This window comes from Streptococcus infantarius subsp. infantarius ATCC BAA-102, from assembly GCF_000154985.1.
Lineage (GTDB): Bacteria > Bacillota > Bacilli > Lactobacillales > Streptococcaceae > Streptococcus > Streptococcus infantarius.
The window spans coordinates 46307-62874 of the sequence record NZ_DS572684.1 but is presented as its reverse complement, the minus strand read 5'-3'; the positions used below and the strand labels follow the sequence as shown (position 1 = coordinate 62874).

16 protein-coding genes and 1 pseudogene are annotated in these 16568 nt (G+C 37.1%); 2 read left to right on the top strand and 15 right to left on the bottom strand.

Annotation, left to right across the window (positions count from 1 at the left end):
- Nucleotides 1-80: 80 nt before the first annotated feature.
- The 9 genes and pseudogenes from STRINF_RS01595 to STRINF_RS01555 form a co-directional block, all read right to left on the bottom strand.
- Nucleotides 81-953, bottom strand: coding sequence for a cysteine ABC transporter substrate-binding protein (locus STRINF_RS01595; RefSeq protein WP_006531266.1), 873 nt, complete (start codon nt 951-953; stop codon nt 81-83).
- 29 nt (nt 954-982) lie between these two features.
- A complete protein-coding gene (locus tag STRINF_RS01590; RefSeq protein WP_269207908.1) occupies nt 983-1729 on the bottom strand; it encodes an amino acid ABC transporter ATP-binding protein in 747 nt (248 codons plus the stop codon).
- 5 nt (nt 1730-1734) lie between these two features.
- A complete protein-coding gene (locus STRINF_RS01585) occupies nt 1735-2412 on the bottom strand; it encodes an amino acid ABC transporter permease (protein ID WP_014334857.1) in 678 nt (225 codons plus the stop codon).
- The gene (locus STRINF_RS01580) at nt 2372-3055 is read right to left on the bottom strand and encodes an amino acid ABC transporter permease (protein WP_006531263.1); all 684 of its coding nucleotides are present in this window, start codon (nt 3053-3055) and stop codon (nt 2372-2374) included. The genes STRINF_RS01585 and STRINF_RS01580 overlap by 41 nt, the downstream gene beginning before the upstream one ends.
- Nucleotides 3056-3275: 220 nt before the next feature.
- On the bottom strand, nt 3276-4034 hold the full coding sequence (locus STRINF_RS01575; RefSeq protein ID WP_006531262.1) for an amino acid ABC transporter ATP-binding protein: 759 nt from the start codon (nt 4032-4034) through the stop codon (nt 3276-3278).
- 15 nt (nt 4035-4049) lie between these two features.
- Nucleotides 4050-4733, bottom strand: a complete 684-nt coding sequence (locus STRINF_RS01570; protein ID WP_043878279.1) for an amino acid ABC transporter permease — start codon at nt 4731-4733, stop codon at nt 4050-4052.
- 10 nt (nt 4734-4743) lie between these two features.
- Nucleotides 4744-5436 (bottom strand): amino acid ABC transporter permease, encoded by a 693-nt coding sequence (locus tag STRINF_RS01565; protein ID WP_006531260.1) that lies wholly within the window; start codon nt 5434-5436, stop codon nt 4744-4746.
- A gap of 9 nt (nt 5437-5445) precedes the next feature.
- Nucleotides 5446-6325: pseudogene (locus STRINF_RS01560) on the bottom strand (transporter substrate-binding domain-containing protein).
- Nucleotides 6326-6377: 52 nt separating this feature from the next.
- Nucleotides 6378-7409 carry a uroporphyrinogen decarboxylase family protein gene (locus STRINF_RS01555; RefSeq protein WP_043878278.1) on the bottom strand — a complete coding sequence of 344 codons (1032 nt, stop codon included), beginning with the start codon at nt 7407-7409 and terminating at the stop codon, nt 6378-6380.
- Nucleotides 7410-7990: 581 nt separating this feature from the next.
- On the opposite strand from STRINF_RS01555, the gene STRINF_RS01545 reads away from it, so the two are divergent.
- Nucleotides 7991-8905, top strand: coding sequence for a LysR family transcriptional regulator (locus tag STRINF_RS01545; RefSeq protein ID WP_006531257.1), 915 nt, complete (start codon nt 7991-7993; stop codon nt 8903-8905).
- A gap of 65 nt (nt 8906-8970) precedes the next feature.
- Nucleotides 8971-9816: an aldo/keto reductase gene (locus STRINF_RS01540; protein ID WP_006531256.1), complete on the top strand. Its 846-nt coding sequence runs from the start codon at nt 8971-8973 to the stop codon at nt 9814-9816.
- 44 nt (nt 9817-9860) lie between these two features.
- Here STRINF_RS01540 and STRINF_RS01535 read toward each other — a convergent pair whose 3' ends face one another.
- From STRINF_RS01535 to STRINF_RS01510, 6 genes are all read right to left on the bottom strand, one after another.
- Nucleotides 9861-11087, bottom strand: coding sequence for a sensor histidine kinase (locus STRINF_RS01535; protein ID WP_006531255.1), 1227 nt, complete (start codon nt 11085-11087; stop codon nt 9861-9863).
- Nucleotides 11088-11095: 8 nt separating this feature from the next.
- The gene (locus STRINF_RS01530) at nt 11096-11776 is read right to left on the bottom strand and encodes a response regulator transcription factor (protein ID WP_006531254.1); all 681 of its coding nucleotides are present in this window, start codon (nt 11774-11776) and stop codon (nt 11096-11098) included.
- A 2-nt stretch (nt 11777-11778) separates the two neighbouring features.
- Nucleotides 11779-12414 carry a GTP pyrophosphokinase gene (locus tag STRINF_RS01525; protein WP_006531253.1) on the bottom strand — a complete coding sequence of 212 codons (636 nt, stop codon included), beginning with the start codon at nt 12412-12414 and terminating at the stop codon, nt 11779-11781.
- A gap of 100 nt (nt 12415-12514) precedes the next feature.
- Nucleotides 12515-14287 carry an ABC transporter ATP-binding protein gene (locus STRINF_RS01520; protein WP_006531252.1) on the bottom strand — a complete coding sequence of 591 codons (1773 nt, stop codon included), beginning with the start codon at nt 14285-14287 and terminating at the stop codon, nt 12515-12517.
- Entirely contained in the window at nt 14277-16091 is a 1815-nt protein-coding gene (locus STRINF_RS01515; protein ID WP_006531251.1) for an ABC transporter ATP-binding protein, read from the bottom strand. Before STRINF_RS01515 ends, STRINF_RS01520 begins: the two co-directional genes overlap by 11 nt.
- 3 nt (nt 16092-16094) lie before the next feature.
- On the bottom strand, nt 16095-16535 hold the full coding sequence (locus STRINF_RS01510) for a MarR family winged helix-turn-helix transcriptional regulator (RefSeq protein ID WP_006531250.1): 441 nt from the start codon (nt 16533-16535) through the stop codon (nt 16095-16097).
- Nucleotides 16536-16568 lie beyond the last annotated feature (33 nt).

The following is a 16568-nucleotide window of genomic DNA, read 5'->3' as shown; positions in this document are numbered from 1 at the left end:
ATGTTATAGCATTCAAATAAATCACGAAAAAATCTGAGACAATCAATCTCAGATTTCTTAATTTTTACATTGTTGATTTTTTAATCAACTTCACCACTCTCTACAACCAAGTCATCTGCTTTTGCAGCATCACCGTAAACTGGAGCTAATGTCTTGTCATAGTCTTCGTGGAAGAAGTTTTCATCACCCAAAGATTTAATTTCATCATTAATCCAATCAAGAAGCTCAGTATTTCCTTTTTGAACTGCTGGAGCAATGGTATCTGTGTCACCCAAACTTGTAATGCCAACTTTGTAACCTTTATTTTCCAAAGCCCATGCTAAAACTTCTGTATTGTCAGTTGATAGAGCGTCACCTCGACCATCTAACAGTGCTTGATATGCTTCGCTGTACTGATCAAATTTTAAAAGATTTACTTTTGGATAATGTTTTTCAAAGTATGTTTCAGCTGTCGTTCCTTTGCCAACGATCAAAGTTTTTCCTTCTAAAGCATCAACGTCAGAAATTAATTGATTACTTGGCGATACGACACCTAACGCTACTTTCATGTATGGCAAAGCAAAATCAACTTGTTTCGCACGTTCATCAGTCACTGTAAAGTTGGCAAGAATAATATCTACTTTAGCTGATGTCAAATACTCAACACGACTTGCTGGGTCCACTGAAACATATTTAACTTTAACTCCCAAATCTTTTGCTAAACGGTTTGCAAAATAAATATCATATCCTTGGTATTTTCCTTTGTCATCAACATAACCAAACGGTTTTTTATCTGAGAAAACTCCAATTTTAATGGTACCGCTCTTCTTGATTGCATCAAGAGAGCGAGCTTTGGCTGTTGACGTAGCTGAAGATGAATTTTTAGTTGTTGAGGATTTTGAAGTTGAGCATCCTGCAGCAAAAACAATTAATAAAAGACTAACAATCGCTAAAAAACGTTTTACAATTTTCATATATAACTCCTTAAAATTTTATTACCTATTTAACCAACTGTAGAAAAATCAAAGACACTCAAGAAATCACGCGCACGTTGAGTTTTTGCTTGCCTGAAAAATAATCTCGCATCACTTTCTTCTACAATTTGTCCCTTTTCAAGAAAAATCACACGATCTGCTATCGCTTTTGCAAACTGTAGCTCATGCGTCACAATAATCATTGTCCTACCTTCATGTGCAAGTTCCCCAATCAACTCTAAAACTTCTCTAACCATTTCAGGGTCAAGTGACGCTGTAACTTCATCAAATAGAAGCACTTCAGGATTTAAAAGTAAACTTCTCACAATAGCAACCCTTTGCATCTGACCGCCAGATAACTCGTGAGGATAACTATTTTCTTTTCCTTCTAAACCAACTCGCTTAAGTAGTTTTAATGCATCGTCCTTCACTTCCTCTACTGACCTTTTTTGAACCTTTACTGGTGCTAATAAAAGATTTTTTAGAACTGTTAAGTGTGGGAAAAGGTCGTAGGATTGAAATACCATGCCGATTTTTTGGCGAACAAGAGGAAGATTTTTAGACTCTTTTAAAATTTCCTTGCCTTCAAGTTCAACTCTTCCTGCTTGAATTGGTTCCAAACCATTGATACAACGAAGTAATGTTGATTTTCCACAACCTGATGGACCTAGAATGACTAAAACTTCACCCTCTTCAACGGAAAATGAAACTTGATTGAGAATCTTTTGCTCGCCATAAGATTTTTCAATATCTTTAAGTTCTAAAATTGTTGCCAAATGATTCACTCCTTCCAACGTTTTTCTAAATAAACTGACAATCTCGAGATTGGAAAACAAACAGCAAAATACATCATAAAGATTAAGCCATAAATCCAAATTGCGGTGCTAGGTACCGTCAAACGATTAGCTTCAATAATCTCTTGACCAACTTTTACCACTTCGACAACACCAATCAAAACAATTAATGACGTTGTTTTAATCATTCGTGTCATTAGGTTAACCGCTTGGGGTAATAATTGTCGTAAAATTTGTGGCATAACAACGTAAATGAATAACTGTCGATTGTTTAATCCCAGAGCAAGACCACTTTCAATTTGGTGTTTTGGTAGTGATGTCAACGCTCCGCGAACAAGATCTCCCATCTCAGCTGTTCCCCACATTGAAAAGACAATAAGTGCTGCTACTTCACCAGATAAATTGAGATTAAAAGTTCTAGCTAAACCAAAATAAACAAGAAAGAGCAAGACTAATTGTGGCATGATTCGAATAAATTCTAGATAGATTTGTGAAATAAAGCGAATCACTCTAAAGCGTGAAATCATTATAAAACCAAACAAGAATCCTAAAACCACTGAAATAAGAATGGACACTAGGGAAATATTAATCGTAACTAACAGTCCTTTAAGGAGTCGCAAAAGATTATTTCCCTGAAACAGCACCTGGAGTCCTGAAACCTGCATGATGCAACCTCCTTTCTAGTATCCTTGCCAATAGTGAAATCGGTAAAAGAATAATCAAGTAAGCAACTACCAACATTAACAATGCCTCATCGGTCTCATAATAAAGTCCAATCAAATCCTTAGCAATGTACATCAAATCAGCAAGTGCAACAATTGAAAAGACAGACGTCTCTTTGACAAGAAAGATGATATTAGCAACCAACGACGGAAGTGCAACTGCGATTGCTTGAGGAAGGATGACATAAAAAACATTCTGAAGATGTGATAATCCGATGCTCAAACCAACTTCATACTGTCTTTTGGACACTGCTTCCAACCCTGAACGAAATGACTCCGCCATGTAAGAACCACCTAAAAAGATTAGACCAACAATCGCACAAAGCTCCGATGGTAAAACCACTCCAACTTTAGGCAAGCCATAATAGAGAAAATAAAGCTGTATCAAAAGCGGCGTGTTACGAGACAATTCAATATAAATCTGGCAAATTTGACTTAAAATAGCTACATTGTAGTACTTAATCAAACTAATGAAAAAGCCTAAAATAATCGCTCCCAAGATGCCAAATAGAGCCAAACGAATCGTAAGCACCAAAGCTTGTTGATACAAGGGAATATTCTCATAAACAAAGCCCCAATCTAACATAATATTCCTCCAAACGTTATAAAGGTATTATAAAGAATTCTTCTATAGTCGTGTACTCTAAATATTTTATGCTGTGCCATAAGTATTTTTTATAGCACAACACTTAAAAAGAAGCTGAAATGTATCAGCCTCCTTTTATTTAGGTAGTTAGTTCAGTTGATAAAACCAGTCATAACATAGCTTTTTACTTTTTCTTTTTCAATAATTTCAGAAGAGCCATCTATATCACTGGGTCAATATTTAATTCTGGAATAATCCGTGTCAAAAATTGTTTTGTGCGTTCTTCTTTTGGTCGTGTAAAGAATTCTTTCGGGTCACCTTCTTCAATGATATGCCCACCCTCCATAAAAATAACATGCGTTGCGACATCACGTGCAAAACTCATTTCATGCGTCACGACAACCATGGTTACTCCTTCTTGCGCCAATTCTTTCATGACATCAAGAACATCACCGATTAATTCAGGGTCAAGTGCTGACGTCGGCTCGTCAAACAAAATCACTTCTGGCTTAACAGCAATAGCACGCGCAATCCCAATACGTTGCTGCTGACCACCTGATAACTGACTTGGATAATAATCCCTTTTATCAAGAAGTCCTACTTTTTTTAGGGCATTTTCAGCAATAGGAATTGCCTTTTCCTTTGGAACTTTTCTGGCAATCACCAAACCTTCTAAAATATTTTCAAGCGCTGTTTTATTAGCAAACAGATTATAATTTTGAAAAACAAAAGCAGTCTTTTTACGAATCTCTAGCACATCTTTGCGGTTGATTTTAGCTAAATCATAAGTCTTTCCATCCAGTTCTAATTCACCCGAATCCGCATGTTCTAAATAATTTAATGACCTTAAAAAGGTTGTTTTTCCTGATCCCGATGGTCCCAAAATAACGACAACATCTCCTTGATTAACCGTCAAACTAATCCCATCTAAAACTTTCTTTTCTCCAAAAGATTTCTCAATATTTTTAACTGTTAGCATAAATTTCTCCTCACATTATCCCACCAGTTGGCTTTGTTTTTCCAGAAATTTAAAGATGTACTGAATCACTCCACATATAACAATGTAGATAATGAAAATAACAAAATAAGATTCAAAATAATGATAACCATAAGCCGCCTCCACTTTCGCTATCGCTGTAATATCTTTCACTGTCATCACAAAAACAAGAGAGGTACCTTTGACAAGATTAATCACCAAATTACAGAGATTTGGCAATGCCTGACGAATGGCTTGGGGAAAGACAATTCTCAGATAAGCCTGCTTTGCCGTCAAACCGATCGCAAGAGCTGCCTCTAACTGCCCCTTATTAACCGTCAAAATTGCAGAGCGAATAATTTCTGAAAGACTCCCAGTTGTCATAAGTCCAAAGATAACATAGGCATAATAAATCGGATTTAACTCAAAAATATTGATGCCAAGAGCTTTTAAAAATTGGTTTAATAAACTAGGAAATAAACTATAAAAGAATAAAATTAATAAAATAGCTGGCGTAGAGCGGATAAAAGCAAGGTATATCACTGAAAAAGTAGTTACACCTTTTACCTTATAGATACGACCAATTGCCAAGAAAAGAGCTGGGAAAAAGCTCAACAAAATGGAAACCACCATAATGCCAAGCGTCACTGGAATACCAGCAAGGGCTTTAACAAATGTTTCAACAATATAAGAAAAATCCATAATCTCCTCCTTAGCCCCCTTTTGTTTCCAATTGATTTTCGACAATATGAGTCACTACAGATAATATCAGTGCTAAAATCCAATAAATAACGGCAACCGCTGTGTAAGTTTCTAATGAATAATTGCCCATATTTCTAGAAATGATGAGGTTGCCTTCACCCATCAAATCCACCAAACCAATCGTATAGGCAAGTGCAATATCTTTTAATAAATTAATCACCGCACTAGTGATGTTAGGAAGGGCAATTCTGAAAGCTTGTGGCAAAAGAATACGCACAAAAGTCTGCGGCTCACTTAAACCAATACTAAGACCAGCTTCTAGTTGACCTTTTGGCAAGGCTAAATACGAAGATTTAAAGACTTCTGAAATACTTGCCGCAAAGAGCAAAGTCATTGCTAAAATCACAAATATCGAACGTGACCAGCCATTTACATCAATCCCTAACCACCATTCTAAAAAACGAGGTAAACCATAAAAAACAAGGAAGATAAGAACAATTGGTGGTGTACATCTTAGTATAAAGACATAGCCTCTAGCTAAAACGGAAAAGCCATGTTCGTCTGATAGTTGTGCATAAGCTAACAAGAAACCTAATAAACTTCCTAACAAAACAGTTAATGCCAAGACCCATAAGGTAAGAGGTAGAGCTGATAAAATATCTGGAATTACTCTTATTACACGAGACGGTTCATAAGAAACCATAGGTACCTCCTAATCTGTTACATAACTAAAGACATCTTCTCCAAAGTATTTTTCTTGAAAGTTTAGCGATTGTGCCATCTTTTTGCAATTCCTTGATGGCTTTATCGTATTCTTTTGCAAATGCTTTATTAGTATCATTTTTATGAATCAATGGGTAAGTTTCAATTCCCTTATATGGGAACCATGTCAATTGATCAGCGTATTGATGATAAGCACCGTCTTCTTTTTGGACGGCTTCTTCAAATGACAATTTAATTGAGAAATAAGCATCGTAACGACCTTCAAGAACCCAAGCATATGCGTCAGCAACTGAGAAGCTTTCAGATTCTTTGAGTTCAATCGGGTGTTTAGCTTTTTTGTTGTATTCTTGAATAACATTATACTGTGCGTTTTGTGGTGAGATTGGAACTAATTTACCACCTGCTTTAGCAAAGGAATCAATATCTTTATATTTGTTTTCGTCAGCTTTTCGAACAGCAAAGCCAATCACACTAGCTCCGATAGCTTGGTCAGGAATAACAAATTTTTGGGCGCGTTCTTCAGTGTACCAAGCACCTTTGACTCCGATGTCGTACTTGCCAGATTCAAGTCCGATTAACAAATCTTCATCACTTGTCCCAGTGTATTCAAATTTATAATTTTTTAATTTATCATCTACGGCTTTTAAGACCGCAACTTCAAATCCATCACTTTCCCCTTTATCATTAACAAAGTCATAAGGGACATAGTTTTGAGTGTGAGCGACTTGTAAGGTCGTCACTTTATCAGAACTTGATTGTGAACTGTCTGCACTTGCTGATGTCTTACCTGTTAATTGACGTCCCACAACTGTCGCTGCCACAATCGCTAAAACAACTCCACCTGAAATAATCCATTTTTTCTTACTCATATACCCCACTCCTTTTCTTTTTACCTAAAACTTTCCTTGATTTCCGAAATCTCTAAAATCCGACTGCTTCTTTGAGAACAAGTTCATCTGCGACGGCTTCTTTGACCCAAGCAATACGCTCTGATGCAATATCACTTGGAACTGTGCAATCAGCTCCGATAACCACGCCTTGATGTCCAGTTTCATTAAGCAATTCTCTGACTCTTGCTTGAATGGCTTCTTTACTACCTTTATACAAAAGACCCGACTCTGTATTGTTAAAACCACCAAGAACAGTTTTGCCACCAAATAGCTGACGCCCTTTTGCTAGACTAACACCTTCCAATTCAATCGCCCAATTAATGACATCTGCTGGATAATCTGTATAGTAAGAAATATCATTGGTAGCCCCTTCATAACCGCAGATATGAAGAATGTTTGTTCCACCTGCTGAAATAGCACGATGCAAAATATGGAGTTCACTCGGTTTAATCACGTGATCGTATTCGCCATGACTCAAACGTGAATCCTGCAAATTCTGAACACTGAGATAAATGCCATCAACCCCAGCTTCTTCAATTAAGCGTTTTGTCAAAACTCCGATATCAAAAGCAATCACATCCAAAACTTGTTTTGTCAATTCAGCATCTTCTTTGATAAAATTTTCGATAATCGTATCACCATTACCACCTTTTCCTGCGAGATGCCATTTGAGATAAGTCGCGGGGGCAAAAATATTATAAAAAGAGGCAATATCTTCAGGAAAATCGTCACGGATTTTTTTAGCGAGCTCAATTTGCTTTTCAATCCATGGATGATTTTCACCGATTGATGTGATACCTTTGAGTTCTTTAATGGAAGTAATTCCTTCACGAATTTGTTCGTTTGGATAAGTGAAGAAACCATCACTCATGATTTTGACAAAATCAGGATTAACGTCAGCGACAAATTTTTTGTGACCAGCAATATTTTTATTAAAAATTTCTGGATTAAAACCATCACTTCGTTCCTCATCAGTTGTAAAGTGATACCAGAAGCCGACTGGAACCTTGTCAACTGTTTCATTTTTAAATGCTTTTAAAACCCATTCTCTCTTTGTTGTCATTAGCGTAATCTCCTTTTCATTTGGTATGGCAATTATACTATCACGCTTTAGAAGTCTTGAAAAATCTATTTTATTTATGCTCAGCCATAAAAATGAGTTATGATAACAAAAAGCCAAAAAAAGAAAGCTAAGAAACTTTTCTCAGCTTTCTTTTTACTCATAAGGTAAATGTGTCAAACTCTTTAGACTATTAATGCGAATAATGTCTTCCTTTCGAATTTGAGATGATTCTTTATTAGTTTGATAGGCTTTAAAGGAAGAAAATTTTAAAAAAATAAGAAGAGATATGACAAGAATAATTGTAACAGCAATTGAGCTATTTCTTAAGTGCTTTTCTGTTAAGAGCATTGACACCTCACCTCCGAGTAGCTTTCTAAGCTTATTGTAACAGCTTATGCTACTTTAGAAAAATCTATTCTTTTTATCACTAGCCATAAAATCAAGTAATAATTAAGGTCATTTATCACCCGCTATAGGATTTTTTTATCAAGGCTTTAGATATTCTTATCAGAATTTTGCTGATTTTTTAATCTTTTTTATCTATAATAAGTAACAATTATTACAAGAAGGGATGATGTTTTATGAATTTCCAACAATGTCGTTATGTCGAAGTCGTCGCTCGTGTAGGCTCATTTAGCCAAGCTGCTAAGGAATTATACATGACTCAGCCCAACTTGTCTTGCTCAATTAAAGATTTAGAAAATGAATTAGGTGTTCAACTCTTCACGCGCTCCAATACAGGGGCTCGCTTAACCGAAGACGGTCATGATTTTTTGAAATATGCTAAGCGTATCATTGGTGAATTGGATTTGCTGCAGCAACGCTATCATGACGAATTCAAAAAAAGCTTTACGGTTGCCTCACACCACTATGATTTTCTCTCGATTCCTCTTGCTAAAGTCGCCCAAGAATTCAAGCAGGATTATCAGGAATTTCAAACCATTGAAACGACCACTAAAAAAGTCTTGGACAGTGTCGCTTCTTTTGAAGCTGACCTTGGGATTATTTACCTAGATGATGAGAATGAACATATTTTAACATCAGCTTTGCAATATCATGATTTGGAATTTACCTCGCTTGGCGAATTTCCAACGCGTGTCTTTTTACGCCGTGATCATCCATTGGCTCACAAATCTGTCATTTCAGAAACAGACTTAAAAGGCTATAATCAAATACGCTTTCGTCAAGAACATTCTGGACTGAATTTTGATGAAGATGCTCTTGATATTCATGACCAACAACGCATTCTCTACAGCAATGACCGTGGAACTGTCATGAATTTACTCTGTGCAACAGACGCTTACGCTTCAGGTCTTGGCATTGTTAATAGTTTTGTTAAAGACCAGATTGTTCTCATACCTTTGCAAAATAGTCCTAAACACACACTAGGTTATGTGACTAATCGTAAGAAAAAACTCTCTGATATCGGAGCAAGTTTCATCAATGAAATCAAACTCAGCTTAAAAGAATTCTCAGACAAGAGTCAACTTTTCTAGTTCAAGTCTTATCTTTTAAGCTTGTAAGCCTTTTATGCTAGAATAAAGAAAAAAGGAGGACGCTTATGGAATTTAAAACCTTAAACAACGGTGTTCAAATCCCCAAACTCGGCTTTGGTGTTTGGCAAATGTTTGACCAAGATGAATGTCAAAAAGCCGTGGAAAATGCTCTTGAAGTGGGCTATCGCCTGATTGACACAGCTGCGCTTTATCGTAATGAAGAGGCTGTCGGCAATGCCATTAAAGCTTCAGGTACCAAACGAGAAGAGATTTTCATCACTACAAAAGCTTGGATTAATCAGCTTGGCTATGACGAAACCAAAAAAGCTTTTGAAGAAAGTCTTAAAAAACTTGGTACTGATTACCTTGACCTCTATCTCATTCACCAACCATACGGTGATACTTATGGCGCTTGGCGTGCTATGACTGACCTTTATAAAGAAGGTCGCATTCGAGCAATCGGTGTTTCCAATTTCTCAACTGGACGCATCGCTGATTTTGCCTTAAATACTGAAATTGTTCCAGCCCTCAACCAGATTGAACTTCATCCTTACAAACAACAAAACTTACTTCGTAAGGCTAATGCAGAATTTGGTATTGCAACACAAGCTTGGAGTCCATTTAACCAAGGAAAGGATGATATCTTCAAGGATCTTACCTTAAATAGCATTGCTGAAAAATATGGTAAAACCGTTGCTCAAGTCATTCTTCGCTGGCAAATTCAAAATGATATTTTGACCATTCCAAAATCTGTTCACCTAGATCGTATCAGACAAAACTTTAACGTTTTTGATTTTGAACTCAGCCAAAATGACCTTGATACCATCGCAAAACTCGACCGTTTTCCAAACAACTATGGACCAAATGAAAGCACCGAACAAGTCAAACGCTTATCTGGTTATAAAGCATAAAAAATTAAGGCAGCAAGATTTGCTGCCTTTTTGTTTGTCATTATTTACAAACTAACCACAAATGTGATGGTATCGTCTTTATAATTTACAGAGATATTGCCCTTGAAAAGTTTGACCATGGTTTGTGCCATTGATAAACCAATGCCATAACCCGAAGTCTTGTTGTTATGCGATTCATCTTCTCGGTAAAAACGCTCAAAGAATTTCGTATAATCAACGTCTTTTCCTTTGGTGTAGGTATTAGAAATTTCAAGTTTAGCTTTTGACAATCTGTTCTTGCTAAGAGTCACCGAAACCTTACCAGCTGGATCACAATATTTATTGGCATTATCAACCAAAAGTGTTACAAGTTCAAACAACGATTTTTCTTCAGCCTTAACATGAATATTTGGCTGAATATCCATAACGAATTCTTTGCCATCCTTGATAACTGGCCCTTTAAAGTCTTCGGCAGCATCTCTAGCAATATCTGAAAAATTCACATTAGTAAGGACCAACTCAGGCTGTTCTTCCAAGCGTGCCATGGCAACTAAGCTATTAATCAAACCAGTCATTCGTTCCACTTGATCATTAGTGCTTTTAGTCCACTCTGACTCACCATTCATCAACTCAACCAGTTCATTGTTAGCTGAAATGATAGCAAGAGGCGTTTTCAATTCATGCCCTGCATTGGTAATAAAACGACGTTGCCGCTCATAATTGCGAATAAATGGCTTAATCACCTTACCAGACACAATTGAAATCACTAAAACAAAGAAAATAAAACTAATCCCTGACATCCAAATCGACAAATGCACCAAAGCCATATTATCTCTAAATTGATTAGTCGAATCTAGTACCACGATTAAATCGCTACGACGACTAGTCTCAGCTACCATGTAAGAATAAGTGTGGTGGTGGTAAGAAAAATCCCCTCTCGTATCCTTAGAATGATTGATTCTTTCCAAAAATTCTTTGACTTCTTGGTCCGTCAAATCAGAAATATTACTAGAATTTAAGGAGATGATATTGCCGTCGTGGTCCATTTTAGCACTAAAATAACGATATTGAAAAAGAGTGTCTACTGATACAGTGTCACCAAGCTCACTTGTTGTCTTTGAAATGCTAGGAAAACTTCCACCATTATCAGAAAGGAGAGTCAAGATTTTATTAATCTCATCAACAGTTTGAACATGACGAGCTGAATTCAAAACCCCAACAACAGAAAACAGCACAATTAGAATCGCTAAAGAGGCAGTAGCAATAAAACGTAGACGAAGTTTACGAAACATAGCGCCACCTATAATTCTTTCAATTCATAATCACCCATGTCTTCTCCTTCAATCACAAGATTTGCTCCCACGGATTGGAGTTTTTGACGGAGATAAGAGACATAAATAAAGACATAACCCTCATCAATCTCTGGGTCATCCTTATCACTTGCCCAGACGTGATTGAAAAGCTGCTCTGTTGAGAGTTTCTTGCCAGGGTTTAACATGAAAAACTCAAGCATCTTAGCTTCTTTCCCTGCTAGGCGGATGGTATTTTGACTAGCCAATTCCTGCTCACCAACATTTAGAGTAACGCTACCTAGTTTTAAAATATTTGACGTAAAATTGGTATCCACTCGGCGTGACATCGAGCGAAGGCGCGCAAGCAATTCTTTTAGCGAAAATGGTTTAGTAAGATAATCATCCGCTCCTGCATCAAGCCCTGTCACACGGTCATCAATTTCAGCCATGGCTGTTAGCATGATGATGTGAGATTGATTACCGGTTTGACGAATTTCTTGCACAGCTTGAATCCCTGTTTTTCTTGGCATCATAATGTCCATGACCATAACATCATAGGCGTTTTCTTTAGCTTTATCAACAGCTGCTTGTCCATCAAAAACCGAATCAACCTCATACCCTTCATGTTTAAGAGCGGTTGTCAACACACGGTTCATCTGAACTTCGTCTTCTGCTATAAGTACTTTCATAATTAGTCGTCTCCTTCAACCTGAGAACTTTCCTGAATCAAATTGCGAATGGTTTGCATGCTCAAATCACAAGAAGCCAATTCATCAGCGCAGCGTTTCAGCTCACGTACGATACGCTTAGGGTCTTTGATGTCATGCTTGTATTTCATCTGATGTTCCAAACTCGCCCAAGAATCCATAGCAATGGTACGAAGCTGAATTTCAATAAAGTATGAGCCCTGCTCATTTCCAAGACAATCAGGATAAGGGGTCTCAACCTCTACAATCATGTGATAAGAACGATAACCATTTGGTTTGGCATTTTTGATGTAGTCTTTTTCAACGACAATCCTGCAATCTTCAAAAGAATGAATTACATCTACCAAACGGTAAATATCATCAACAAAGCCACAAACAATACGTAAACCGATACTGTCACGAATTTGTCGTAAAGCTGACTCCGTCGACACTTCAAAGCCTTTTCGTTGGCACTTTTCGACCATACTTTCAGGTGTTTTAACACGTGAAATCAAATGCTCAAATAACTTGTAACCCGTCTCTTTTTTGACCAGGTCATTTCTTTCTTGAATACGCTGACTAAAGTCTTCTAAAATCAATGGCAGGTAATCAGCGTATTTTCCATATATAGATTCTGTCATAATTTTTCCTAACTATATGTCATTGTCATTATAGCAAATTATTTTAAAATAAGGATGAATCAAACTTTCTATCAAAAAAGAAGACCACTAGGTCTCTTTTTTAGGCTACTTCAAATTGTGAATTGTAAAGGTCAGCATAGAAGCCACCTTCTGTCATCAATTCATCATGACTACCTTGTTCAATGATGTTACCATCTTTCATGACAAGGATTAAATCAGCATTCTTGATCGTTGATAAACGGTGGGCAATCACAAATGATGTGCGACCTTCCATCAATTTATCCATGGCTTTTTGAATCAACTCTTCTGTACGTGTATCGACTGATGATGTTGCTTCATCTAGAATAAGAAGCGGAGCATCTTTCAAGAGGGCACGCGCAATGGTCAAGAGTTGTTTTTGACCGATTGAAAGGGTAACAGAATCATCAAGGTATGTGTCATAGCCATCAGGAAGCGTCATGATAAAGTGGTGAACACCAACTGCTTTAGCTGCTGCTACTACTTGTTCATCAGTGATATTTTCTTGGTTATAAATCAAGTTTTCTTTGATTGTTCCTTCAAAGAGCCAAGTATCCTGAAGCACCATTGAGAATTGGTCATGGACTTCTTCTCGTGACATCAAACATGTGTCAACACCATCGATAGCAATTTGACCTTTATCAATTTCATAGAATTTCATAAGAAGGTTAACAATGGTTGTCTTACCAGCACCAGTTGGTCCAACGATAGCAACCTTTTGACCAGGTTTTGCCACGGCAGAGAAATCATGGATAATGGTTTTATCTTTAGAATAACCAAAGAAGACATTATCAAAGGTAACTTCACCTTTAACATCAGACAATTGACGTTCTTTGTGTGATTCATCTTCCATTTCCTCTTCTTCAAGAAATTCAAAGACTCGGCTCATAGCAGCTGTTGCTGATTGCATTTGTGTGAAAGCTTGCGCAATTTGTGACAATGGTTGTGAGAAGATACGAACATAAATCATAAATGCAACCACATCACCCATGGTAATATCACCATTGATAACTTTAACAGCACCAACCACACAGACCATAACATAACCAAAGTTCCCAACGAAAATCATAAGCGGCATCATAATACCTGACAAGAACTGTGATTGCCACATTGATTTATAAAGATTGGTGTTTAATTTTTTAAAGGTTTCGCTTGTTTCACCAGCAGCGTTATAACTTGTTACCACATTATGACCAGAGTAAATTTCTTCAACATAACCGTTAATCGCAGCCAAGTTATTTTGTTGGCGTTTGAACAATGGTTGTGATGAGCCCATGATAACCATAACCAAAACAAAACCAATCAGAACAGACCCAATCGCTGTTAAAGCCATGCTGACATTTGAATGGAACATCATGAAAATTGAACCAATCAATAAAATGGTTGATGTCACTAAAGTTCCCAAACTTTGGTTAAGCGATTGACCAAGCAAGTCAACGTCATTTGTCACACGAGAAAGGGTATCTCCTTGTGAATGACTATCAAAGTAACTCAATGGAACCTTGTTAATTTTGGTCTGAATAGCTTTACGTAAACGTTGTGAAAAACGTTGAACGATAGTCGCTACGGTAAAGCTTTGAATATAACCAACTACTGCTGAAATAACGTATAAAATTGCCAAAGTTAATGCAATTTTACCAACTTTATCCAAGTCGATTCCTGGAATCATACCAGTCGCCGTTGGTGTCAAACCTTTCATAATGATATTTGTAATTTCTTTTAATTTATCAGGACCGATAACAGTAACAGTCGCTGAGATTATGGCTCCAATTACCGCAAGGATAAATGGAAATTGAAAACCTTTAATGTATGGCTTCATTCTGCCATAGAAGGATACTTTTTTCTTATTTTCCATTTTCTAATTCCTCCTTAGATAATTGTGAGTAGGCAATTTCACGATAAACTTCATTATTTGCAAGCAATTCTTCGTGAGTACCTTGACCAACCACTTTACCTTCATCCAAGACCAAGATTTGATCGGCATCCATGATTGTTGAAATACGTTGGGCAACAATCAACTTAGTCATGTCAGCTGTACGTTCTTTCAATTGAGAACGAAGGATTCGGTCAGTCTTATAATCAAGCGCTGAGAATGAATCATCAAAGATGATAATTTCCGGTTTACGGGCAAGTGCACGCGCAATCGCTAAGCGTTGTTTTTGACCACCTGAGAAGTTTTGACCACCTTGAGAGACTTGGGCTTTCAATTGACCTTCTTTACTTTCAACGAAATCTTTACCTTGTGCCAAATCAAGTGCTTCCCACATCTTGTCATCATCAAGCGGTGAACTATTGCTGTCACCCATGTCCATATTTGAAGCAATGTCTCCACTAAAGAGCACAGCTTTTTGCGGAATGTAACCAACAATCTTATGAAGGGTATCATGATCGTAATCACGAACATCAACACCATCTACCTTGATTGTTCCTTCGCTTGCATCGTAAAAACGAGGAATCAAGTTAACCAAAGTTGATTTCCCAGAACCAGTTGATCCGATAAAGGCAACTGTATCACCTGCTTTAGCTTTGAAGGAAACATGTTCCAAAACAGCTTCCGAATGATCACTGTAGCGGAAAGATACATCGTTGAATTCAACAGAACCTTTTTCGACCGGCTGAACTTTACTTTCTTCAGGATAAATAACAGATGGTTTTGTATCCAAGACTTCATTAATACGACCAGCAGCAACAACTGCACGAGGAAGAATGAAGAAAACGATAATCATCATCATAAAGCCAATAACAACTTGCATGGCATATGATGAATAAACCACCATATCTGAGAAGATATTTACCTTATCTTGCATGGCACCAGCAATTTTAGTTGGATCTTTTGGAATAGCAATATCTTCAATCAAGAAGGCACCGATCCAATAAATGGCCAAAGTCATTCCACTTGAAATACTTGTCATGACTGGCGACATCAAAGCCATTGAACGGTTGATAAAGAGGTTAAAGTTTGTCACGTTATCATTAGCTTTAGCAAATTTACCATTTTGATAACTTTCGGCATTGTAAGCACGGACAACACGGATACCGGTCAATGATTCACGCGTGATACTGTTCAATTTATCAGTCAATTTTTGAATCATGCGTTGTTTTGGCATTACCATCATGATCAAGAAAATCAACATCAAAATCATGACAGCCACTGCTACAACCAGCACCATCAACCACTCATGGTTTTTATCAGCAATCTTAGTGATTGCCCAGATTGCCATAATTGGTCCTTTGGTAATAACTTGAAGTCCCGTGGTAAAGACCAACTGAATTTGAGTAATGTCATTTGTTGTACGTGTCAAAAGACTTGGAATTGAAAATTTCTTGATTTCCGCATCCGAAAAGTCCAAAACACTATGGAAAATATCATCACGCAAACGCGTACTGAAACTTGCTGCAATACGTGCGGCTAAGAATCCGACAACTACAGAGGCTGCAAAACTTCCTAAAGAAAGCAAGACCATACGCATACCTGGGGCATCAAGATTCCAAGCAAAAATATCTTTTGCTTTTGTTCCTTGAGTCGAGAGCAAGGATGTGATATCAGACATGTAATCTGGAATTTTTAAATCCAAGAAAACATTCAAACACACAAATAAGACGGCAATAATAATCATAATGATTTCTTTTGCCGTTAAACGTTTAAAAATTTTTAACATGCGTTACTCCTTGTTTTCTAAGTTTTTCAAAATGCGATCAAAGACACGACCAGAAATTTCTAGTTCTTCACGGCTAATACCATCAAAAATTTGTTTATGAATAGCAGTATGAAAAGCATCGATGTCTTTGGATTTTGCTTTGCCTAGCTCAGTCAAGACGACACGCTTATAACGCTTATCAACCTCTGACGGAACCACCTCAATAAAGCCATTCTTCTCCATTCGCTTAATCAAATTACTGGTCACAGATTTTGAAATCTTAAGCTTACGTTCAATGTCCTTGATGAAAACTTCCTTGTCTTCATTTTCACGTAAATAAAGAACTGCAAAACCCTGCGGACCAGCGAGATTTTCAACACCATGCTGCTCACCGAGCTCATGTACCCGATTCTCCATCAAATTAATAAAGTATCTAAATTGTGAAAAGGGATCTTTGTCTCGCATCTTTTCCTCACTTTCTGAAAATTTTCAAGATTT